Consider the following 20,789-nt stretch of genomic DNA (forward strand, 5'->3'; position numbering starts at 1 on the left):
TGCCCGCTATCTCCAGCAACGCGCGACGAACGAGGCGCGTTTCCACGGGCCGAACGGTGCGCCGGCGACGTCTTCCGGGTCGGGCTTGCCGTGAAACAGCACGATGGCGGCCTGGTCGGGTAGCGGGGTGTCCATCCAGGCCGGTGCCCTCAGTCCGAGGCGCCCGAGCCCGAGCTTGTGCAATGCCGGAAACGCCTTGGACGCCAAGCTCTTTTTGTAAGACAGGATACGCTCGGCAGGCCAGGTGGCGGCATTCGGCACGCATTCGAATATCCATTCCTGATCGCCGTTCATGGCATCCAGAATCTGAGTTCGATTGCGACTGAACTCGTCCCAGATATGGGCATAGGCCCCGACCGGGAAACGCATCACTGAACTGTTCCACATCGGTCGTCGCGACCAGTTGCGGACAATGATGAATTCACCCGGCTGTTCGGCCAGAAAGCCGATGTCGCCAACGATGACCAGGTCGAGGTCGAGATAGATCAGGTTGCCGCTCAGACCGTGCAGCTCGCGTTTGAACAGCGCCAGCTTGTTCCAGTAGCCGACCAGTTCTTCAGGTGCCAGGGGCAAGGCAACGATGTTGCGATCCAGCCCCGTGTCGTCGTCGGTCAGGCAATGCAGGCGGAAAGGCCCGGGGAAGTTGCGCTCGACCATGCGGTACAAGCGATTGACGTAGGCTGCGGGATACTTGGTGCCCCACTTCAGGCAGATGAAGTTGGCCGGTCGCATCGCGGAACGGTCAGGCATCGCCTGTGCTCTGCGCGGCTCGCGCACTGCCCGATGGCCGGACCATCTGATAGATGGTCAACACCAGGAACACCAGGGTGTAGATCTTGTAGGGGTGCTTGAGCGTGACCTCGGTCAGGCCGAACACGGCGAAACCGAGCACCAGCCCGGCCAGGGCAAAACCGGCCCAGCGGGCCTGTCGTGCCAGATCGCGGCTCAACGCCAGCCAGGAGCCGAACAGGAACAGCAGCGCGGCGAGGCCGGGGATGCCGCGCATGACCAGTTCCTGCAGGTACTGGTTGTGGGTGTGGGCGACGATGAACAGCTCGTGCATGGCCGGATGCACGGCGCCTTGCTGCACATAGTCGGCCCTGGCGTCTTCGAATCCCTGTTTGCCCAGGCCGAACAATGGATGGTGCAGGTACTGGTCGAAGGCGAACCGCCACATCATCAGGCGGAAGCCGACAGAGTTTTTCTGATCGGCCAGCGATGACTGTGCCGACTCGCCGGCGACCTGCAGGTTTTCCTGCCCCAGCCGGAAGCGTTCGGTGATTCCGCCTACGGCGAGCACGGTCAGCAGGAGGGCGACGACGGCCATGTAACCTGCCGCATGGCGTCGTCGAGCGGTCTGGCGCGCCACGCAGGCGATAAACAACGGTACGACGACAACCACGGCGATCGCGATGCCGCGACTCTGGGTCAGGGCGACCGCATAGAAGGCGCCGAGCATTGCGATCAGGAAACCAATTCTCGACCAACGCGCTGTGGCTGTCGTCGACAGGAACAGGTTCAGGCTGCCGACGCTGAAGGCGAACATCGCAAAGAACAAGGGGTTGGTGAAGCCGCCGATGCGCTCGATCCCGTCGACATGGTGTTGGTAGGCAGCGAAGGCGGCGAGCTGTACGCCTGAGAGCATGACGGCATAGCGCAGCCACGGTGCTGGTTGCAGAAGTGGTGCGGCCAGATAGAGGAACAGGCAGACGAAGACAAAGGCGCGTACCGTCGACGCAAAGCCTCCGAGCGTCAGGTAGGCTGCCAGCAGTACGCCGACGTAGACGAGCAGCGGCACTAGCAATGGTTTCAAGCCGCCTATCCGCCAGTTGCCATCGCGCCGACGCACGTACAGGCCGAGAATGACCGCCGGCAGCAAGGTCCAGCGCAACAGGTCATCGCCCTGCGGAACAAAGAACAGCAGATTCAGGGTGTACACAAGCGGCGCCAGGCTCAGCCAGGCACCGACATCGAGCATCCGCTGTTGTGCGCGACTGCTATCGGTCGGCGCGGCCAGGCTGTCCATCGCGGGTCCGGCGGAACGCACGTCTACTCCCGCCAGTGTTCGCTGATCCAGGGCGAAGGCATCACGTAACGTTTCAGATGACGCAGCACTGAGCTGCCGGATCGAGGGCCGGTGAATGCACGGCGCAGGTGTTCGAAGCGCGACACGTGCGGCTCGACACCGGACCAGCGCCCGGCGAGGGCGTCGGCCGGGTCGGGTTTGCCGGGGAAGATCACCATGCGTGCATCGCGCGGCAGTCTGGCTGGCCGGAAGTAGCGCAACGGCCAGGGTCCGAGGCAGTGGTGGCGGAAGTGCCGCACCCAGCGGCGCGGCCAAAATTTGACCGGGCGCGGGCAGCGCTGTGTCACATAGCGCTGTTCGAACTGAAAATGCCCGGCGATGGTTTGCGGGTCGGCGCGAAAGTCGTCCAACAGCTGGTGATAGCGGCCGATCGGAAAGCGGAACACCGAGGTCTGGCCGAGTCGCTCGAACGGCTTGATCGGATTTCTCGCCAGTACCACGTCGTCGGCATCGCCGAACGCGAAGAACGGATCGAGATTACGCGTGATGACGACATCCAGGTCGACAAACAGTGCCGTACCGCTCAGGCCATTGAGGTCACGGTTCCACAAGGCAATCTTGCGCCACTTGCCGGGGGCGTTGGTAGGTGTCGGACATCCCAAGGGTGGCAGGTCGAAACAGGTGACGTCTTCGCGTATCCCGCGCGCATCGTCGGTGAAGCAATAGACGCGGAACGGCGGCGTAATGTTGCGCTCAATCATCGCATACAGGCGATTCACATACTCAGCGCCGTATCGATTGCCCCACTTGATGCAAATGACCTGCTTCAAGGTGATCTGTCCCGCCCGCATCGGATTTAGAGGATGGCAAGGATATGGTGGATATATGACAGAACCGGGAATTGCTGCGCCCGATGTCAAATTTGTTTAACCCGACCTTCATACACTGCTATGCGCCGACCCCGACGTAGTTCTTGCGCGCGGTTTCTGGTGCGTTTTCTTGTCGATGATTGAACTGTGGCTTTCGCCGGGCTGGATTAATTGGTGGGAGAATCGAACGCGACGTCGCCGAAACAGTTTCTCTGCATGAAGTGGGGCAGCCTGTACGGCGCAGACTATGTCAACACGCTGTATGCGATGGTGCGCCGCCACTGCCGTGGCGACCTCCGCTTTGTCTGTCTGACCGACGACCGTAGCGGCATCCACGAAGCGATCGAGTGTCACCCCTGCCCGAGCGTCGATATCCCCGCGCCGTTCAACAACCGTGGTTGGCGCAAGGTCAGCCTGTTTGCAACGCAACTGTTCGGCCTGACGGGCGACTGGCTATATCTCGACCTCGATGTTGTGGTCGTCGGCGACCTCGATGACTTTTTCGACTTCTCGCCCGAGAGCCCTTTCGTTGTCATGCAGAACTGGACCCAGGCGGGCAAAGGGATCGGCAATACTTCGGTGTATCGTTTTCGCGTCGGCCACAACAGTCATCTGCTCGCCAATCTGCTGAGTGACAGCGCGACCATACTGGCCGACTACCGCAACTCGCAGACCTACATCTCGCGCAACGTCGAGGCGATGAAGTTCTGGCCCGACGAGTGGTGTGTGCTGTTCAAGACCCATTGCGTACCCCGTTGGCCCGCACGGTTCTGGCAGTCGCCGACGCTACCGAAATCGGCTCGAGTGGTCGCCTTTCCGGGGGTGCCCAATCCGCACCAGGCAGTGCGTGGTGAATGGCCCGCCAAGGCCTATAAGAAGATATACAAGACCATCCGGCCGGCGCACTGGATAGCCGAGCACTGGCGCGAATGAACGCCGTGCCCAACCAGGCGTTGCCTGCGCAGCCGCTGTCGGTCTGGGTGCTGGACGAGGGACGGCGTGGACACCTGAATCAATCGCTGGGATTGCTCGATGCATTGGCTCGTCATGTCGAGGTCCGTTCCGAGGTGGTGCCGGCGCGCTATGTCGTGCCCGGTTGGCTGCGCACGGTCGTGCGTACCGCAGTGATCCGCAGCCGCGACATTCCCGATGGCCTGATCCGGCGTTGTTATCGCGATCTTCGCCTGCCATCGGGCAGGCCGGACATCGTGATTTCCAGCGGCGGTCGATCTGTCCCGCTGGCGCTGTGGCTGCGGCAGCGATTCGCCTGTCGACAGGTCTACCTCGGGGAGGTCCGGCCCTATCCAACACGTCTGTTCGACGTGCTGTTGACGCCGGTGGCGCAGCCGGGAGCGGCGCACGTGGTGCCCACCGAGCTGCTTGTGACGCGGGTAACGCCGCATGATTTCGACCTCGCGCGCAATGCGACCCGGGCCACCTTCGGGGTCGGCGAGAACGAATGTACTGCCGCGATACTGATCGGTGGCGCATCCCGCAGCCATGTGTTTCGCGATAGCGACTGGCGCGAGCTGGCAAACGGGATCAACGCAACCCGCGCGCAGTACGGTTGGCGTTGGTTGCTGACGACATCGCCGCGCACCGGCCCAGGCGTCGAGGCATTGTTGCAAGCGTCGATCGATCCAGGCGCGCTGTCCAACGCCGTGTGGTGGGGCGAGCAGCCTCACAGCGTGGTGAGGCAGTATCTGGCGGCTGCCGACGTTGTCTATGTGACCAGCGACAGCTTGACGATGGTCAGCGAGGCGGTCGCCAGCGGCAAGCCGACGGTCGCCGTGCGGCCGCACAAGATTCGGCATTCCGCCTATGTCGAGGACGCGCTTGGTGCAGCAGCTGACAATAGGCGCATCCTGCCGGTTACCTGCGACGGCCTGCCGGCCAGTGCGGGGAGTTTGGAGACGCTGAGGCCGCTGACCCAGGCGCCCGGAGACCGCTACGCCGGGGCTTTGCTGGATCTGCTACCTAGCGGCTGACCAGGCAATCGGCGCGGATCTCCACGCCGCATGTTCAGACGGGCCGGGCGACCACCGGGTAGCGGCTGGCAATCTGCTGCGCGCAACGCTGCGCTTCGTTCAGCGGCTCGGCGTGTTGCGACAGGTCCTTGGACTGCTGCCACTGGGTGAAGGTCACGACCCTGCCCAGGCGTTCCAGCTGCCGAAGGCCGCGCACGATACGGCTGTTCGCACGTGGTTCGAGCTGCAGAACGCCGACGTCTGCGCCGGAGGTCAGGCCTTCGTACACCATCGACACGCTGTCCACCGATGTCCAGATCACAGCGGCATCGCGCATCTGTTGCGGCACCCAACCGTGCGGCGTCAATTGGTGAGGAATGAACTCGATGTTGGGTGCATCGAGCTGGCGCAGCCGGCGCTGCAGCGATTCGGGGGTGCGTCGCGAGTCGCTGATCGTCCAGCGAATGTGCGGTGTCTGAGCGATGATCTGCTCGATCTGGCGCATGATCGAGCCATCGCGCCAGCGGTAGTGCTTCGAGACACCCCCGAGCAGAATGAGGCCCTTTGATGGGTTCTTGCTCGCTAGGGGTTCGATGGCGTTCAACACGCCCTGCGTGGTGATCACATTGTCCCGCCGTGCGGCTTGGTCATGCTCGGGGATGATGCACACGTCGAACCACGAAAGCGGCAGGCTGGGCTTCATCAACACCACGATGCGCCCGCCGAATGCGCGGCGTGCCGCAAGCATCGACAGGTGTGTTCCATGCCCCGCGCCGATAATCAGATCCGGGCGCGGCAGTGCGGCGCCGTCGGCGTACACACCGGTCGCCAGCGAAGCGAGGGCGTTAACGGTGGACTGAGGCGCCAACTCGTGCACCTCGAGCTCGTATTGACGCCGCAGTGCCTTGACCAGACCGAACGATTGATTGGCGTGCCCTGGTTTGCCGTCGTTGAACCACCAGACGACGACCGCACGCCCGGTTTTCGCCTGTGTGTGTGCCCAGGCAGACGTCGCGGTATCGCCTGCGTAAGCTGCAGCGGTGACGTGGGCCAGATTGAGATGGATCTGACTGTTTGCGGCACGCAGCTCGGCTGGAAAGGCCGCGCGGTAATTGGGGTTGCTGGGGTTGGCTGTCGGCATGTGAAAACGTCGAACTGCTGCTTGTCACGATGCTGGGGATTTTTGCCGACGGCTGTGACCTCACGGTGTCGAAGTCGTGACGTCTGGTGGGCAATTTATTGACCGCTTTTTGACAAATCAGGGGCAGGTCGAGGTCGCCATACCAGCGGCGATTGCCGATAATGAAACGGCTGATCGAATCCGTGTACTTCCAACCGTTTCGAGACCTCGATGACCGACAACGCCGCGACATTCAACGCCACCCTGTTCATCGTTTCCGCACCCTCAGGTGCCGGAAAAACCAGCCTGCTGCGTGAATTGGTGCCGGCAGACGATCGCCTGGTCATGTCTGTTTCACATGCCACGCGAGCCATGCGCTCCGGGGAACAGGACGGCATTCACTACCACTTCGTCAGCGTTGAGCGTTTCGAGGAATTGGTGGGTGAAGGGGCCTTCCTCGAGCATGCGCAGGTTTTCGACAACTACTACGGTACGGCCGAAGCCGCGGTACGTGAGCAGCTCGTGCGCGGCTCAGACGTGGTGCTGGAGATCGACTGGCAGGGTGCGCGGCAGGTGCGTCATCGCTTTCCGGAGGCGGTATCGATCTTCATCGCACCGCCGAGTATCGAGGCCCTGCGCGAACGGCTTTCCGGTCGCGGACAGGACAGCCCGGAGGTGGTCGAACGCCGCATGGCCGATGCGCGCAGCGAGCTGTCGCACTTTCCCGAATACGATTACCTTGTGATCAACGATGATTTCGACGTCGCCTTGGCCGAACTCCGTGCCATTGTTGTGGCCCAACGTTTGAGAGAGCCACGTCAGGCCGCGCGTTTTTCGACGGAACTCGCTTCAATGCTTGGCTAAGCGGCGGCAAAACCATACAATTTGATGTTCGCGCTCGAATTTACCTGGAATGTTGAGACACCATGGCCCGAATTACCGTAGAAGATTGCCTGAACAACGTTGATAACCGTTTCGATCTCGTTTTGCTGGCCAGCCGTCGCGCCCGGCAATTGGTCAATGGCGTCGACCCTCTGGTGCCGTGGGAAAACGACAAGCCGACCGTCGTCGCACTGCGCGAGATCGCCGAAGGCCTGATCAGCGAAGAGACCATGGTCGAGCCCGAAGAGAGCAACGACTCGATCGATGACGAACTGGCTGCGGCGCTGGCCGGCGAATTGGGCGTTGCGGATTTGGGAAATGACGATGAGTAGATTGAAAGGTGGAAGCCCCCGGTTCTGAGCCTGCCGCTGTACCGTCGTTCGCCGATGCGATAGACGGACAATCAGGAGACGCACGATTCCTGATCAGCGATCTATGCAGCTACCTGGAGCGCTACCTGCCGATCGAACAGGTTAAAGAGGTCTATCGGGCCTACCTGTTCGGTGCCGAAGCCCACGAAGGACAAAGTCGCCTTTCCGGCGAACCCTACATCTACCACCCCGTTGCCGTTGCCCGCATCCTTGCCGGTATGCGGATGGATCACCAGTGCCTGATGGCCGCCATCCTGCACGACGTCATCGAAGACACCGAAACCGCCAAGGAGCAACTGGCGACCGAGTTCAGCCCCGAGATCGCCGAGCTCGTCGACGGCGTCAGCAAGCTCACCCAGATCAAGTTCCGTTCGCGTGCCGAAGCGCAGGCCGAAAACTTCCGCAAGATGATGCTGGCGATGACCAAGGATATCCGGGTCATCATGATCAAGCTTGCTGATCGCCTGCACAACATGCGTACGCTGGGCGTGATGGCGCCGAACAAGGCGCGCCGCATCGCGCGTGAAACGCTGGATATCTACGCGCCGATCGCCAATCGCCTGGGTATCAACAGCATCCGCCACGAACTCGAAGAACTCGGCATGGCGGCGCATTGGCCGTGGCGCTACAACATTTTGCGTTCGGCGTTACGCAAGCGTCGCGGCAATCGCAAAGAGGTCGTCAGCAATATCGAAGAGGTGTTGCGGGGCCGCCTGCAGCAGGAAGGCTTCGACGGCGAGATCTACGGACGCGAAAAGCACGTGTACAGCATCTACCGCAAGATGCTGGAGAAGAAGCTGCCGTTGAGCGAGTTGGCCGACGTGTATGCGTTTCGCATCATCGTCGATTCGGTCGACACCTGTTACCGCGTGCTCGGCGTGGTGCACAACCTTTATCGGCCGGTGCCGGGTCGCTTCAAAGACTATATCGCCATCCCCAAGGCCAACGGTTATCAGTCGTTGCATACGGTGTTGTTCGGTCCGCATGGCCTGCCGATCGAGATCCAGATCCGTACACGCGAGATGCACCGCGTTGCCGAAGAAGGCATCGCGGCGCATTGGCAGTACAAGACGACCGGTGGCGCCTTGACGCCGGATACCGCTGCCGAGTGGTTGCGCAACCTGCTCGAGGTGCAGAAGGACTCCGGCAACTCGATGGAGTTCCTCGAGCACGTCAAGGTCGACCTGTTCCCCGACGAGGTCTACGTGTTCACGCCGCGCGGGCAGATCTTCGTCCTGCCCAAGGGAGCGACGGTCATTGATTTCGCCTATGCGATTCACTCCGACGTCGGCAATCGCTGTGTCGCCGCGCGTATCGACCGTCGCCTGGCGCCGTTGCGTTCGCAGCTGCGCAACGGACAAACGGTGGAGATCATCACCAACCCCAACAGCCGGCCGAATCCTGCGTGGCTGGATTTCGTCGTTACCGGCAAGGCACGGGCGACGATACGTTCATTCCTGAAACGACTCGAGCAACAAGAGGCGATCGAACTCGGCCGCCGCCTGCTCGAACGTGAACTCGACGCCTTGGGTGCGAGCCTGGAGCAGATCACGCAGGACGATACCGACAGGGTGTTGGCCGAGATCGGGTTGGATAATTTCGACCATCTGTTGGAGCAGGTCGGACTCGGCAACCGCATGGCCAAGCTGGTTGCCCGCCTGCTGATCGCCAGCGAAGACCAGCCGAGCGCCGAGGGTGCGGCGGCCGGTTCCCTGACGATCAAGGGCACCGAAGGCATGGTGGTCAGTTTCGCCAAGTGCTGCGGGCCGATCCCGGGAGACCCGGTGGTCGCCATCTTCAGTCCCGGCCGTGGTTTGGTCGTGCATCATCATGACTGCCCGAATCTCGGCGACTTCCGTCGCCAGGGTCAGAGTTGGCTCGACGTGCAGTGGGCGGAAGAGATCGACGGCGAGTTTTCGACCACGATCCGTATCGATGCCGGCAATCAGCGCGGCATGCTGGCGACGATTGCGTCGCTGATCGCCGAGGAAGGCTCGAACATCGAAGATGTACGCAGCGAGGAACGCGACGGTTTGAGCACCAGCCTGCGGTTCGTGGTGTCGGTACGCGGGCGCAAGCACCTTGCGCACATCATCCGGCGGTTGAAAAAAGTACCGTTCGTTATGCGTATCAACCGGGTGATCGGCTGATTCAGCCGGGTGCGGCCACCAGTTCCAATTTGCCGTCGACCGACCGCAGTTGCTGTTCGCCCTGCATCAGGGCGCTCAGCGTCTTGCCCGCCAGCGACTGACGCCAGCCTTCGTTGACCGCGCAGTCGGCTTCGCCGCGCACCAGCTTTTCGAGATCTTTGCGCGTTGCAATCGCCTGCGGCGACAGCTGGTGGTGGTCAGCGATCAGGCGTAAGCCTGCACTCAACAGGTCGACCATCGCTTCCTGGTTGCCGCTGAGCGGTTTGGGGCGTCCTTTGTCCTTCGGCCATTGTTCGCGCGGCAGATCTGCCGCCTCGCTGATCATCGCAATCAGGTTGTCGCCTTCACGCCGGATCTGCGCCGGCTCCAGGCCGCGGATCTTCGACAGGCCCGCGGCGTCGCGCGGCATGCGGCGACACAGTTCGACCAACACTTCGTCTTTCAATATCCACTTGCGCGGCAGGTCGCGTTGTCGGGCCCTGTTCTCCCGCCATGCGGCCAGCTTCTGCAACACGGCCAACTGTCGACCACGCAACATCTGCTTGCCCTTGGTCCGCTGCCACATGGTGTCGGGATCGGGGTAGTAGGTCTGCGGATCGGTCAGCGGTGCGAAATCGGCCGCCAGCCATTGCAGGCGCTCCTTATCGAACAGGTGGCCGCGCATGTGTACGTAGAGTTGACCGAGATAGACGACATCGTCCAAGGCATAGCGCTGTTGCTGTGGGTCGAGCGGGCGTTGCGACCAGTCGGTACGCGACTGATCTTTCGGCAGGTCGATATCCAACAGTTGTTTGACCAGATTGGCGTAACCGATCTGGTCGCCGTGACCGAGCAGGGCCGCGGCCGGCTGGGTGTCGAACACCGGCATGGGCAGGCGCTGATAATCGTGCAGGAAGATTTCCAGATCCTGACGCGCGGCGTGCAACACCTTGAGGATGCTGCCGTCATACAGGATATCGAGCAACGGCGTGAGATCGTCCAGCCGAAGCGGGTCGACACAGGCAGCGACCTCGCCGTTGCTTACCTGCAACAGACACAGCTTCGGATAGTAGGTTTTCTCGCGAATGAATTCGGTGTCGAGGGCTATCCATTCGCTGCCGCGCAGCATGTCGGACAGCGATTGCAACTGCTCGGGGGTGTCGACGAAGAGTTCTTGCATGAAAGTTTCCTGTACTGCGGCAAGGATAACACCCCGCACAGCACCATGGCCGTTGCGCAAGGTAAGATAGCGCCATGAACCGAACGAGAATCCGTTGAATGGGCGCGCTGATTGAGTTCTTTGTTCGCATGGCCTTGCTGAGAAACAAGCCGCAGGACCTGCCGCCTTCGCCGGCGCTTTTGGTCCTGCTGTCGATCGTAAGCACGCTATTCGGCACATTGCTGCTGGGCGGGCTGCTCGGTGGCTACGAGGCTGCGCTCGGCGCCAACCTGATGGACCTGGCGTTGACGATGCTGTTTTTGTTCGCGTTGCTGCAGATCACCGGGCATGCGCCGCGCTGGTTACAGACGGCGACGGCGGTGATGGGACTGACGGTGCTGGTCGGCGTAGTTTCGTTTACGGTGGACAGGTTGAGCGTGGCACTTCAGTTGCCAGACCTTCAGGCGATTGTCGATCTGGCCCTGATGATCTGGATCCACGTGGCGGTCGGGCACGTGATCCGACACGCGATCGGTGTGCCGCTGGCAGCCGGCATCGTTTTGATTTTTGGCTATACCTTGTTCTCACAGGTCATGATCTTTCAGGTTTTCCCACCAGTGGTTCCCAACTAGGTCCTCGATGAAAATCCATATCCTCGGAATCTGCGGCACGTTCATGGGTGGTATTGCACTGATTGCACGCCAGCTCGGTCACGACGTTTCGGGTTCGGATGCCAATGTCTATCCGCCGATGAGCACACAGCTCGAAGCAGCCGGCATCAAGTTGATGGAAGGTTTCGAGCCGGCGCATCTGGACCCGCCACCCGACCAGGTTGTTGTCGGCAACGCCATGTCGCGTGGCAACGCCGCCGTTGAGTTCATGCTCGAGCGAGGCCTGCGCTATATCTCAGGTCCGCAGTGGCTGGCGGAGAACGTGTTGCAGGATCGTTGGGTACTGGCGGCAGCCGGAACCCATGGAAAGACCACGACCGCGAGCATGCTCGCGTGGATTCTCGAGCACGCCGGCCTCAAACCGGGGTTCTTGATCGGTGGCGTACCACAGAATTTCGGCATCTCGGCGCGCGCGGGTGAGTCGCCGTTCTTCGTGGTCGAGGCCGACGAGTACGACACGGCGTTCTTCGACAAACGCTCGAAGTTCGTTCACTACCGGCCGCGCACCCTGATACTGAACAACCTCGAATTCGATCACGCCGATATCTTCGAAGACCTCGAGGCCATCCAGCGGCAGTTTCATCACCTGTTGCGCACGGTTCCCGGCAACGGCCTGATCATTTCTCCGTTGGACGACGGCAACCTGCATGATGTGCTCGACATGGGGTGCTGGACACCGGTCGAGCATTTTGCCCCGGATTACGAGGCCGACTGGCATGTCACCGATAGTGCGCCGGACGGCAGTGCATTCAATGTGATCTGCGAGACGGAAAATGTCGGTCGTGTCGATTGGTCGCTGACCGGTCGGCATAACGTCAGCAATGCGCTCGCCGCGCTGGCAGCGGCACGCCACGCGGGTGTGCCGCCGAAAGTCGGCATCGAGGCGTTGAATGCGTTCGAAAACGTCAAGCGACGCATGGAGTTGCGTGGCGAAGTCAACGGCGTACGCGTGTATGACGATTTCGCGCATCACCCAACGGCGATCAAGACCACGTTGGAGGGTTTGCGTGCACAGGTGGGCGATGCCCCCATCATCGCCGTGCTCGAACCGCGATCGAACACCATGCGTCTGGGTGTGCACAGCGCCCAGTTGGCCGATGCGCTGCTCGCCGCCAACGCAGTATGGGTGTATTCGCCGGAAGACCTGGCATGGGATGCCGCCAGCGTGTTGCGACCGCTCGGCGGGCGTTCGCATGTGTGCGCGACGACGCAGGACATCGTTGAGCAGGTTTCGGCGGCGGCAACCCCCGGTACCCAGGTGTTGGTCATGAGTAACGGCGGCTTCGAAGGTATCCACCAGCGTTTGCTGGACGCGTTGGCAAACACCTGACCCGCAGTTGGGGTGTTGGTGTCTGCGATGCGCGTGCGCCGAGCGTAACCGGCCCGTCTTGGTTCGCCATTGCCGCAGTTGTCCTGGGCATCCACGCGGCCGGCCTGCCGCGATTTTCGTTTTTTTGTCCAGTCTGCAGTCCGCTCGTGCTTAAATCGCGCTATGAGCTCAAGCATGTCTCCCATCGCAGTCGCTTTTACCGGCGCATCCGGTATTCAATACGGCCTGCGCCTGGTCGAGTGCCTGCTGGCCGCAGATCGCCATGTGTACCTGATGGTCTCGCAGGCGGCGCAGGTGGTGACGAATATGGAAACCGACCTGCAGCTTCCCGGTCGGCCTGAAGAGATCGAGCAATACCTTTCGGCGCACTTCGATGCGCCCGCAGGCCAGTTGCAGGTGTTCGGTCGACAGCAGTGGACGGCGCCGGTTGCGAGTGGTTCGAATCCGCCCGAGGCGGTCGTGATCTGTCCATGCACCAGTGGTACGCTGGCGTCAGTTGCCAACGGTATCTGCGATAACTTGATCGACCGAGCGGCAGACGTCGCGCTGAAAGAACGGCGCAAACTGATCATGGTGGTGCGCGAAACGCCGTTCACGACGATCCACCTGGATAACATGCAACGGTTGGCGCAGGCAGGGGCGATTATCATGCCCGCCAATCCCGGTTTTTACTTTCGACCGAAGACGGTCAACGACCTGATTGATTTCATGGTCGCACGGATACTCGATCACCTGGACGTGGCACACTCGTTGAGCGAACGTTGGGGCGATGATTGCTGATATCGATCGTGTTGAAATCGAAAAACTGCCGCTGTTTCCACTGAATATCGTGCTGTTTCCCGGCGGCTTGTTGCCGCTGCGGATCTTCGAGCCACGCTACCTGCGCATGGTGAGTGAATGCCTGCGTAGTCAAACGCCGTTCGCCGTGGCATCGATTATCGACGGTGTCGAAGCCGGCGGTATTGCTACCACGATGCCGCGCGGGACCGTCGCCAAAATTATCGATTGGGAACAACATGAAGACGGCTTGCTCGGCCTGCTGTGTGAAGGCGAGCAGATGTTTACGCTGGGTGAGGTAACGGTCGAACACGATCAGCTGCAACGCGCCGAGATCGTTCGCCGACCGCCGGAACCGGAACAGGAGATTCCCGAGCAACTCGAATGGATGGCGCAGATGCTCAACGATCTGTTGCCGCAGGTCGGCCCGCCGTTCGATCGCCTGATCAGGGAAAAACCGAGCGCCAACCATGTGGCCGGTCGGCTGATCGAACTGTTGCCGTTGCCCCTTGCCAGCAAGCAGGAGATGTTTGAGCTACCCGACAGCATTGCCCGTTTGCGGCGGCTCGAAGAACTCGTTCACCCGGATGGCAGCAGCTTCAACGCCTGAGTCAGCGTCTCCTTGGCCACCACTGCCATAGCATCCACACGACCACGATAATGCTGATCGCGGCGACCGGAAACAGCAGGTAGCGCCAGTCGCCTTGCTCGCCCATCTCGCCGAGGATGATGCCGGGTGTCAGGTACGCCGGCGCCCAAACGAGTGCGGACAGGATGTTGGCGATGTAGAAGCGTTTCGGCGGCATGCGCATCAAACCCGCAACCAAGGGCACGATGGCGCGGATCGGTCCGAAGAAGCGTCCCAACGCCACGCTGATATCGCCGTACTTCTGAAAGAAGGTGATGCCCTTCTGCAGATGGTCGGGGTGTAGCCGGAACCAGCGCCAGCGTGCGGTGACGTACTCGAAGTGGTGCCCCAGCCAGTAACTCAGGCCGTCGCCGATGATCGCGCCGATGACCGCCCACAGGCACATGCTCCAGAAATCCAGCACACCGGCACCGATCAGCGCGCCGGCGCCGAGCAGGATCACGACCCCGGGCACAATCACGCCGACCACGGCCAGCGACTCGGCCAACGCCACACCGAACACGACCCAGCCGGCATACGATGGGTTGTGCTCGATCCAGACCAGCAGTTCAGAGAACCATTCGCTCAAGCAGGTGACATCAACTCAGTGAGGCGAAGGCCGATTCGGCCGCAGCGATGGTCGCGGCGATGTCGTCGTCGCTGTGTGCGGCCGACACGAAGCCGGCCTCGAACGCCGACGGTGCGAGATAAACGCCATGCTCGAGCATGGCATGGAAGAACGCCTTGAAGCGCTCCTGATCGCACGCCGTGGCGCCGGCGAAATCGGTGACCTTGTCTTGGTCGGTGAAGAACAGGCCGAACATGCCGCCGACGTGGTTCTCGGTCATCGGGATGCCGGCCTTGCCGGCGGCTTCCAACATGCCGGCGACCAGCTTGTCGACCTTGGCGCCCAGTTGATCGAAGAAGCCGGGCATCGCGATCAGCTCGAGCGTTTTCAGCCCGGCGCTCATGGCCACCGGGTTGCCGGAGAGCGTGCCAGCCTGGTAGACGGGACCGAGCGGCGCGATTTTTTCCATAATGTCGCGTCGACCGCCGAATGCCCCGACCGGCATGCCGCCGCCGATCACCTTGCCCAACGTGGTCAGGTCCGGTTTGACGTTGTAAACCGCCTGCGCGCCACCGAGGGCGACGCGGAAACCGGTCATCACCTCGTCGAAGATCAGGACCGCGCCGTGCTGGTCGCAGACCTCGCGCAGCCCCTGCAGAAAGCCCGGTTGCGGCGGGATGCAGTTCATATTGCCGGCCACCGGCTCGACGATGATGCAGGCGATCTGATCGCCGGCCTCGGCAAAGGCATCGCGCACCTGGTCGAGATCGTTGTAACTCAGCGTGATGGTGTGTTCGGCAAGTGCCGCGGGCACGCCGGGTGACGACGGTTCGCCCAGGGTCAGCAAACCGGAGCCGGCCTTTACCAACAAGGAGTCGGAATGGCCGTGATAGCAACCCTCGAACTTGACGATCTTGTCGCGCCCGGTGAAGCCGCGTGCCAGGCGGATCGCCGACATCGTCGCCTCGGTGCCGGAAGACACCATGCGCACCAGCTCGATCGACGGCACCAGCTCGCAGACACGATCGGCCATGCGGGTTTCCAGCTCGGTGGGCGCGCCGAATGACAGACCGCGATAGATCGCATCGGAAACTGCCTCGATAACCTCTGGATGGGCATGGCCGAGGATCATCGGTCCCCACGATCCGACGTAGTCGATGTAGCGTTTGCCGTCGGGGTCGAACAGGTAGGGGCCGCCGGCACTGTCGATGAATACCGGCGTTCCGCCTACGCCTTTGAACGCGCGTACCGGCGAGTTGACGCCTCCCGGGATATGGCGTTGGGCGTGTTCGAAGCGGTCATCTGCGGCACTCATGGCGCGGCCTCCTGGCTGGTGTCAAAACATCGGGCGAATGCCTCGGCGGCGCGACGGATGTCGTCGCTGGCGAACAGCGCGCTGATCACGGCAAGCATGTCGGCGCCGGCGTGTACCAAGGCCGCGCCATTCTCGGGGCTTATCCCGCCGATCGCAACCATGGGCAGGCCCAGTTCGCGCCGCGTGCGCTCGAGCAGGCCGAGCTCAGCGCGTACTGCATCCGGTTTGGTCGGCGAGGCGTAGAAGCTACCAAATGCCACATAGTCGGCGCCCTGTGCCGCGGCCGCGACGGCGCGTTCGAACTGGTTGTAGCACGAGACGCCGATGATGCAATCGGCGCCCAGGCGTTCGCGGGCCTTGGTCAACGGCAGATCTTCGCGGCCGAGGTGAACGCCGTCGGCACCAACGGCAGCTGCCAGATCGACATCGTCGTTGATCAGCAAGAGCGCGCCATGTCGGTCGCAGACGCTTTTCAAGGCCTGCGCTTCGGTAAGCCGCCGATCCACGTCGCTCGACTTGTCGCGATACTGGATGATGCGTGCGCCGCCGGCGATGCCGGCCTCGACGCGCCCGGCGAGTCGTTCGGCACCGAGTGGCCGGTTTTCGGTGATTGCGTACAGTCCGCGCAGTTTCTGCTTCATCGTGTTCTCGTTGGCAACCACTGACCGTCGCTGACCTGGTTACCGCGTTGCAGTGACTGCCAGGTAAATGCCTGTGCTTTCTCCACAGCGTCGTCCAGTGGCATGCCCAACCCGAGGTGCAACGCGCAGGCGCTGGCGAGTGTGCAGCCAGACCCATGGTAGCGGTGCGGCAGCAGCGGATAGCGATAGGTACGCGTTGCGGCGCCTTTGCACAGCAACAGGTTGTCGACCTGGTCGGACTCGGCCTCGTCGGCGCCGGTCAACAATACGGCGGACACTCCGTCGCTCAGCAGCTGCTCGGCGGCACCTTGCGGGTCGTCTATACCGGTCAGGCGCCGAGCTTCGGCGCGATTGGGGGTGAGCAGCGTGCTACGTGGCAGCAGATCGCGGCGAATGGCCTGGGCCAGATCGCGTCCGCCGTCCAGGTCGAATCCGCCACCCGCCGCCAGCACCGGGTCGACGACGACCGGCCCTACAAAACCGGCAAGCAACTCAGCCAGCAACGGCACGAACCCGGGATCGCCGATCAGGCCGATCTTTATCGCATCGAAGGCCACGTCGGCCTGCAGCACCGCCAGCTGCCGGCGCAGGACGTCGGGCGGCGTCGGTTCGATGGAATGAATGTTTTTGGTGTCTTGAACGGTCAAGGCGGTGACCAGCGTCATCGCGCGTCCGCCGAGCGCAGCGGCCGTTTCGATGTCGGCCTGGATACCGGCGCCGCCGCTCGGGTCGTGGCCGCCAATGCAGAGGATGATCGGGGTGCGTTGCATGGGGCGGCGATTGTATCAGCCGCGTGCTCCAACCGCGGCAGAGGCGTCAAACCCGACTGCCAGCCGGTCATCAACCGCCGGCGATCTGGCAGAATACCCCCAGATCCGTTTGTATGATCGATAAAGAGGAAACGACAACAACTATGAAGACGTATATGTGCGTGATCTGCGGTTTTGTTTACGACGAAGCCAAGGGGCTGCCGGACGAGGGTATTGCACCCGGCACCAAGTGGGACGACATCCCGCTGAACTGGAAATGCCCGGAATGCGGCGCCGGCAAAGACGATTTCGAACTGGTGGAAATCTGACGCAGCGGCGCGCCGCAAATTTAGCCGCTTGTTTGTGTTCACATTTTTGCGGCTTGCTCACTTTTTACATGCCGTGGGCCTTTGCCGAAGGCAAATCTCGACTACACTTTAGTCAGTCCATTGTGTACCAAATGCTGCAAAAACAATAACTTGCGGCCGGGTGCCTTGTTGCCTGAAAGCCGTACCTCCGTGGAGGGGCCATGTCGCCACAAACACAGGATCTTCTCATCATCGCGCGCCGTTACTGCGAGCTTGTCGAGGGCTTGCAGGAAGGTGATCGCGCACCCCTGGCCAAGATCAATGAATTGCTTCCCCGCCTGCACGCTGCGATGACGGCGCTCGCGCCGATCGATGAAGGCAGCTTCGATCCGGCGGTTGATCTGGACCAGCGCTTTGAGCTGTTCAGCCGCTTGCACCGCCTGCTGGGAGACCTGGACCCCTACTGGATGGAGTACGACGTGACGCCCGATCGTCAGGAAATGAGCGGCAGTCTTGCCGACGACCTGACCGACATCTATTGCGAGCTCAAGAACGGCCTGACGCGCATCGAAGGCTCGCAGGACGCAGACCGGACCCTGGGCAGGTGGCGAACCGGGTTCTGCAAACACTGGGGGCAGCATGTGGTGGACGCCGAGCGTCATCTATACTCACTTTCTGCGCGGGATCGGCTGTACTGAAAAGTCGACACCGCAATGGTAGACTGCCGACCTATCTCCAGTTTGTAGCCTTGAAGCAGGTGAATGAATATGACGCATGCGGTACTTACCGAGAGCGATTTGACCCTGACCACACCGGCCCAGGGCAAGATGGCCGAGTTGCTCGGTCAGGTTGAAGACAACATCGAAGGTGTCCGTGTTTTTGCCACGCCCGGTGGCTGTAGCGGCATCAGCTTCGGCATGACCTTCACCGATCAATTGAACGACGACGACAATGTGCGTGAGCTTGAAGGCGTGCGCGTGATTGTCGATCCGGGCACGCTTGAATACCTGCGCGGGGTCGAGATCGACTTCGTCGATGGCGGTGACGGCGACGCACGATTCGTGTTCAACAACCTGCAGCCCGTCGGCGGCGGCTGCGGCACCTGCGGTTCGTCGCAGGGCGGTGGTTGCTCCTGATCGGCGTCTGCCAGATCGCATCGAAAAAGCCCGCTGATGCGGGCTTTTTTATGTGTGTACTGCGCTTGGACGTTGATCGTCAGTCGATGTCCTTCTCAATGCGGCTTCTCACCCAGTCGACATAGTCGCTGGTCTCGTCTTCCATCTGCAGGGCGATGTTGAGGTCGGCGCGCGCCTTCTCGCGATTGCCGAGTTGCCAGGCCACCCACGCCAGGCGTGCCCTGTCGGTGGCGTCCTCGCCATATTCGAGCGTCTGTTCCAGCTGTTTCGCTGCCTCGCCGAGCTTGCTGGCGTCGATATAGGTCAACGCCAGCGCACGGTGCAGGCGTTGGGTCTTGATGCCGGCGTTCATCGCTTCGACCAACAGCGGATAGGCCTCGACATAACGCTGTTGCCCGACCAGCGCGACGCCGAGATCGGCCTGTGTGGCCGTATGCCCGGGGCGGCGCTGCAATGCCTCCTTCAGGCTCATCTCCGCGCCGAGCGGATCGTCGAGGGCAAGGCGCGTCACGCCCAGCCAATAGTGCGATTGGGCGGCGGTGGGTTGGAGCTCGATTGCGGTTTCGAAATTGGCGACGGCCTCGGCGTGTGCGCCGAGTTCGTATTGCGCCCTGCCGAGCACGAAATAGGCGTCGCGTGACGACCAGAAACCGGTGAAGTTCTTGTCCTGTGCCGCCTCCATGGCTGCCAGAGCATGATTGCGCGCCTTCTGCGGATGGCCTTTTTCCAGCTCGGCCTTGGCCAACTCCAGTCGGCCCTCCATGTAGTGTGGGTCGTGTGCGATTTCGCTTTCGAACAGGCCGGCATGCGACCACCAGCGAGCATTGGAAAAGCCAGTCATCACGCCGAGCACCAGGATCAGGGGCACATAGATCAGCGCCTCGCTGCCGGCGACCAGTTGCCTGCCCACCGGTCGCCACAGCAGGAAAAGGCCGTGGGTCACCGCAAAAACCAGACCCCAGGCGGCGATATAGAGTGACTGGCTGGTGTGGTAGTGATCGCTGGGAAAGATCCCGACGCCGGGGATCGACCACAACAGAAACCACGCAACCCCGAATGCCGCCGGTTGTTTGAGCGAAAAGCCGATGACCGTGCCGCCGATCAACAGCAATGTGCCGAGCAGGGCGGCGACCTCGCCAGCTCCCCAGGACAAGGTAACCCGCCAGGCATCCGAGACGACCGGCTCGGCCGGCAACAGCACCTCTTCGATCATGTACCACAGGTGGCGCAACGCCGAGCCGAGGTTGTTGGCGACGCTCTCGGTTGGATAGGCCGCACCGAATTCGATGCTGCCCAACATCAGGCTGCGTAGCGCCAGTATGCCGAGCAGGGTAGCCATCACCAGGCCCGCGCCGGTCCAGCGCAACATCGACATGCCGGCCAGCGGTTTGCGGCCCCTTTCCTTGCTCTCGAATGCCGCGACCAGCCCAACCAGCAGCGGCAGCACGTAGGCGGTCTCATGCGCCAGCATGGCGGCCGATGTGGCGACGACCATCAGGATCATCCAGCGTTTGGCGTGACCGTGGCGCGAGTTGCTGGTCGCCTGCAGCCGCGTGAACAGCACCAGCGCCCAGATGCTGAACAGGGCGGCAAGCAGATACGGGAGGCCCCCGATCCAGGCCACGCTGCTGACGGTCGCCGGATGCACGGCGAACACGGCTGCCGCCCACGCAGCGATGCGTTTGCCATGGCGCCGATGCGACAGCAGGTGGCGGCCGAGCGCATACAGGCCGATCACGACGAGGATGTGCAGCAGCACGTTTTCCAGGTGGAAACAGAACGCGCAGTCGCCCCACAGCCCCCAGCTGATGGTGTTGGCGATCAAGGTCAGCGGCTGCCAACTAGCCGACATGCCTTCGGTGCTGTTGCCGAGAATACGCGCGCGATAGGCCGAGCGTGTTTCACTGAGCGCCGCCGACAGGTCGTCCATCGAGTGCATGCGATAGGCGCCGGCAAGGATGTCCTCGCGATCGCTCCAGACGAAGCCGCCCGCCAGGGCGCTGGCGAACACCACCAACACCAGCGCGATCAACAGTTGCACGTGGAAACGCCGCGTCTTGGCGATCTCTTCCGGGCTGCGTTGTCGCCGCATTCTCTTGGTGGTTTGCGTGGTTTCAGACATGTCGGTGCGGCCGATGGGGCG

22 protein-coding genes are annotated in these 20,789 nt (G+C 62.0%); 12 read left to right on the plus strand and 10 right to left on the minus strand.

Annotated features, from left to right (window positions below; all coding sequences use genetic code 11):
- Positions 1 to 6: 6 nt before the first annotated feature.
- Genes B1781_RS02700 through B1781_RS02710 form a run of 3 tightly spaced genes read right to left on the minus strand, consistent with a single transcriptional unit; the run spans position 7 to position 2,856 of the window.
- The gene (locus tag B1781_RS02700; protein ID WP_125931842.1) at positions 7 to 750 is read right to left on the minus strand and encodes a hypothetical protein; all 744 of its coding nucleotides are present in this window, start codon (positions 748 to 750) and stop codon (positions 7 to 9) included.
- Positions 743 to 2,047, minus strand: coding sequence for an O-antigen ligase family protein (locus tag B1781_RS02705; RefSeq protein WP_125931843.1), 1,305 nt, complete (start codon positions 2,045 to 2,047; stop codon positions 743 to 745). Before B1781_RS02705 ends, B1781_RS02700 begins: the two co-directional genes overlap by 8 nt.
- Before the next feature lie 2 nt (positions 2,048 to 2,049).
- Entirely contained in the window at positions 2,050 to 2,856 is an 807-nt protein-coding gene (locus tag B1781_RS02710; protein ID WP_078121887.1) for a glycosyl transferase, read from the minus strand.
- A 213-nt stretch (positions 2,857 to 3,069) separates the two neighbouring features.
- Here B1781_RS02710 and B1781_RS02715 point away from each other — a divergent pair, with 213 nt between their 5' ends.
- Together B1781_RS02715 and B1781_RS02720 are read left to right on the plus strand one after the other, a co-directional pair.
- Positions 3,070 to 3,828, plus strand: a complete 759-nt coding sequence (locus B1781_RS02715) for a hypothetical protein (RefSeq protein ID WP_334223861.1) — start codon at positions 3,070 to 3,072, stop codon at positions 3,826 to 3,828.
- Positions 3,825 to 4,883, plus strand: a complete 1,059-nt coding sequence (locus tag B1781_RS02720; protein ID WP_078118210.1) for a mitochondrial fission ELM1 family protein — start codon at positions 3,825 to 3,827, stop codon at positions 4,881 to 4,883. The genes B1781_RS02715 and B1781_RS02720 overlap by 4 nt, the downstream gene beginning before the upstream one ends.
- A 34-nt stretch (positions 4,884 to 4,917) precedes the next feature.
- Here B1781_RS02720 and B1781_RS02725 read toward each other — a convergent pair whose 3' ends face one another.
- A complete protein-coding gene (locus B1781_RS02725) occupies positions 4,918 to 6,003 on the minus strand; it encodes a mitochondrial fission ELM1 family protein (RefSeq protein WP_078118211.1) in 1,086 nt (361 codons plus the stop codon).
- 210 nt (positions 6,004 to 6,213) lie between these two features.
- On the opposite strand from B1781_RS02725, the gene gmk reads away from it, so the two are divergent.
- The 3 genes from gmk to B1781_RS02740 all read left to right on the plus strand — a co-directional run bounded on the left by gmk (position 6,214) and on the right by B1781_RS02740 (position 9,385).
- Complete coding sequence (gene gmk / locus B1781_RS02730; protein WP_078118212.1) at positions 6,214 to 6,846, plus strand: guanylate kinase; 633 nt, start codon at positions 6,214 to 6,216, stop codon at positions 6,844 to 6,846.
- A gap of 62 nt (positions 6,847 to 6,908) precedes the next feature.
- Positions 6,909 to 7,196, plus strand: coding sequence for a DNA-directed RNA polymerase subunit omega (gene rpoZ, locus B1781_RS02735; protein ID WP_078118213.1), 288 nt, complete (start codon positions 6,909 to 6,911; stop codon positions 7,194 to 7,196).
- 59 nt (positions 7,197 to 7,255) lie between these two features.
- A complete protein-coding gene (locus tag B1781_RS02740; protein ID WP_078121888.1) occupies positions 7,256 to 9,385 on the plus strand; it encodes a RelA/SpoT family protein in 2,130 nt (709 codons plus the stop codon).
- Position 9,386: 1 nt separating this feature from the next.
- Here B1781_RS02740 and rnd read toward each other — a convergent pair whose 3' ends face one another.
- Positions 9,387 to 10,544, minus strand: coding sequence for a ribonuclease D (rnd, locus tag B1781_RS02745; protein ID WP_078121889.1), 1,158 nt, complete (start codon positions 10,542 to 10,544; stop codon positions 9,387 to 9,389).
- A 98-nt stretch (positions 10,545 to 10,642) separates the two neighbouring features.
- Between rnd and B1781_RS02750 the strand changes: the two genes are divergently transcribed.
- From B1781_RS02750 to B1781_RS02765, 4 genes are all read left to right on the plus strand, one after another.
- Entirely contained in the window at positions 10,643 to 11,155 is a 513-nt protein-coding gene (locus tag B1781_RS02750; protein ID WP_078118214.1) for a hypothetical protein, read from the plus strand.
- 7 nt (positions 11,156 to 11,162) lie between these two features.
- Positions 11,163 to 12,524, plus strand: a complete 1,362-nt coding sequence (gene mpl, locus B1781_RS02755) for a UDP-N-acetylmuramate:L-alanyl-gamma-D-glutamyl-meso-diaminopimelate ligase (RefSeq protein WP_078118215.1) — start codon at positions 11,163 to 11,165, stop codon at positions 12,522 to 12,524.
- Between the two features lie 174 nt (positions 12,525 to 12,698).
- A complete protein-coding gene (locus tag B1781_RS02760; protein WP_334223862.1) occupies positions 12,699 to 13,304 on the plus strand; it encodes a flavin prenyltransferase UbiX in 606 nt (201 codons plus the stop codon).
- A complete protein-coding gene (locus B1781_RS02765) occupies positions 13,294 to 13,911 on the plus strand; it encodes an LON peptidase substrate-binding domain-containing protein (RefSeq protein WP_078118217.1) in 618 nt (205 codons plus the stop codon). The genes B1781_RS02760 and B1781_RS02765 overlap by 11 nt, the downstream gene beginning before the upstream one ends.
- Position 13,912: 1 nt before the next feature.
- Here the strand turns inward: B1781_RS02765 and B1781_RS02770 are convergent, their stop codons facing one another.
- The 4 genes from B1781_RS02770 to thiD are packed head-to-tail and all read right to left on the minus strand — an operon-like array spanning position 13,913 to position 17,223.
- Entirely contained in the window at positions 13,913 to 14,518 is a 606-nt protein-coding gene (locus tag B1781_RS02770; RefSeq protein ID WP_078118218.1) for a DedA family protein, read from the minus strand.
- Between the two features lie 10 nt (positions 14,519 to 14,528).
- Complete coding sequence (hemL, locus tag B1781_RS02775) at positions 14,529 to 15,812, minus strand: glutamate-1-semialdehyde 2,1-aminomutase (RefSeq protein WP_078118219.1); 1,284 nt, start codon at positions 15,810 to 15,812, stop codon at positions 14,529 to 14,531.
- On the minus strand, positions 15,809 to 16,453 hold the full coding sequence (thiE, locus tag B1781_RS02780; RefSeq protein ID WP_078118220.1) for a thiamine phosphate synthase: 645 nt from the start codon (positions 16,451 to 16,453) through the stop codon (positions 15,809 to 15,811). The genes hemL and thiE overlap by 4 nt, the downstream gene beginning before the upstream one ends.
- On the minus strand, positions 16,450 to 17,223 hold the full coding sequence (gene thiD, locus B1781_RS02785) for a bifunctional hydroxymethylpyrimidine kinase/phosphomethylpyrimidine kinase (protein WP_078118221.1): 774 nt from the start codon (positions 17,221 to 17,223) through the stop codon (positions 16,450 to 16,452). The genes thiE and thiD overlap by 4 nt, the downstream gene beginning before the upstream one ends.
- A 143-nt stretch (positions 17,224 to 17,366) precedes the next feature.
- On the opposite strand from thiD, the gene B1781_RS02790 reads away from it, so the two are divergent.
- The 3 genes from B1781_RS02790 to B1781_RS02800 all read left to right on the plus strand — a co-directional run bounded on the left by B1781_RS02790 (position 17,367) and on the right by B1781_RS02800 (position 18,646).
- Positions 17,367 to 17,531 (plus strand): rubredoxin, encoded by a 165-nt coding sequence (locus B1781_RS02790; protein ID WP_078118222.1) that lies wholly within the window; start codon positions 17,367 to 17,369, stop codon positions 17,529 to 17,531.
- Between the two features lie 200 nt (positions 17,532 to 17,731).
- Positions 17,732 to 18,208, plus strand: a complete 477-nt coding sequence (locus tag B1781_RS02795; RefSeq protein ID WP_078118223.1) for a DUF5063 domain-containing protein — start codon at positions 17,732 to 17,734, stop codon at positions 18,206 to 18,208.
- 69 nt (positions 18,209 to 18,277) lie between these two features.
- On the plus strand, positions 18,278 to 18,646 hold the full coding sequence (locus B1781_RS02800) for a HesB/IscA family protein (RefSeq protein WP_078121890.1): 369 nt from the start codon (positions 18,278 to 18,280) through the stop codon (positions 18,644 to 18,646).
- 79 nt (positions 18,647 to 18,725) lie between these two features.
- Here the strand turns inward: B1781_RS02800 and B1781_RS02805 are convergent, their stop codons facing one another.
- Positions 18,726 to 20,768, minus strand: coding sequence for a tetratricopeptide repeat protein (locus B1781_RS02805; protein WP_078118224.1), 2,043 nt, complete (start codon positions 20,766 to 20,768; stop codon positions 18,726 to 18,728).
- Positions 20,769 to 20,789: the final 21 nt, after the last annotated feature.

The organism is Thiosocius teredinicola (assembly GCF_002009425.1).
Classification (GTDB): Bacteria; Pseudomonadota; Gammaproteobacteria; order Chromatiales; family Chromatiaceae; genus Thiosocius; species Thiosocius teredinicola.

Bases quoted from the DNA above. Each gene is read 5' to 3' on its own strand.
- B1781_RS02700 (WP_125931842.1), bottom strand. From the start codon at position 750: ATGCCTGACCGTTCCGCGATGCGACCGGCCAACTTCATCTGCCTGAAG.
- B1781_RS02720 (WP_078118210.1), top strand. From the start codon at position 3,825: ATGAACGCCGTGCCCAACCAGGCGTTGCCTGCGCAGCCGCTGTCGGTC.
- B1781_RS02725 (WP_078118211.1), bottom strand. From the start codon at position 6,003: ATGCCGACAGCCAACCCCAGCAACCCCAATTACCGCGCGGCCTTTCCA.
- gmk (WP_078118212.1), top strand. From the start codon at position 6,214: ATGACCGACAACGCCGCGACATTCAACGCCACCCTGTTCATCGTTTCC.
- rpoZ (WP_078118213.1), top strand. From the start codon at position 6,909: ATGGCCCGAATTACCGTAGAAGATTGCCTGAACAACGTTGATAACCGT.
- rnd (WP_078121889.1), bottom strand. From the start codon at position 10,544: ATGCAAGAACTCTTCGTCGACACCCCCGAGCAGTTGCAATCGCTGTCC.
- B1781_RS02750 (WP_078118214.1), top strand. From the start codon at position 10,643: ATGGGCGCGCTGATTGAGTTCTTTGTTCGCATGGCCTTGCTGAGAAAC.
- mpl (WP_078118215.1), top strand. From the start codon at position 11,163: ATGAAAATCCATATCCTCGGAATCTGCGGCACGTTCATGGGTGGTATT.
- B1781_RS02760 (WP_334223862.1), top strand. From the start codon at position 12,699: ATGTCTCCCATCGCAGTCGCTTTTACCGGCGCATCCGGTATTCAATAC.
- B1781_RS02765 (WP_078118217.1), top strand. From the start codon at position 13,294: ATGATTGCTGATATCGATCGTGTTGAAATCGAAAAACTGCCGCTGTTT.
- hemL (WP_078118219.1), bottom strand. From the start codon at position 15,812: ATGAGTGCCGCAGATGACCGCTTCGAACACGCCCAACGCCATATCCCG.
- thiE (WP_078118220.1), bottom strand. From the start codon at position 16,453: ATGAAGCAGAAACTGCGCGGACTGTACGCAATCACCGAAAACCGGCCA.
- thiD (WP_078118221.1), bottom strand. From the start codon at position 17,223: ATGCAACGCACCCCGATCATCCTCTGCATTGGCGGCCACGACCCGAGC.
- B1781_RS02790 (WP_078118222.1), top strand. From the start codon at position 17,367: ATGAAGACGTATATGTGCGTGATCTGCGGTTTTGTTTACGACGAAGCC.
- B1781_RS02795 (WP_078118223.1), top strand. From the start codon at position 17,732: ATGTCGCCACAAACACAGGATCTTCTCATCATCGCGCGCCGTTACTGC.
- B1781_RS02800 (WP_078121890.1), top strand. From the start codon at position 18,278: ATGACGCATGCGGTACTTACCGAGAGCGATTTGACCCTGACCACACCG.
- B1781_RS02805 (WP_078118224.1), bottom strand. From the start codon at position 20,768: ATGTCTGAAACCACGCAAACCACCAAGAGAATGCGGCGACAACGCAGC.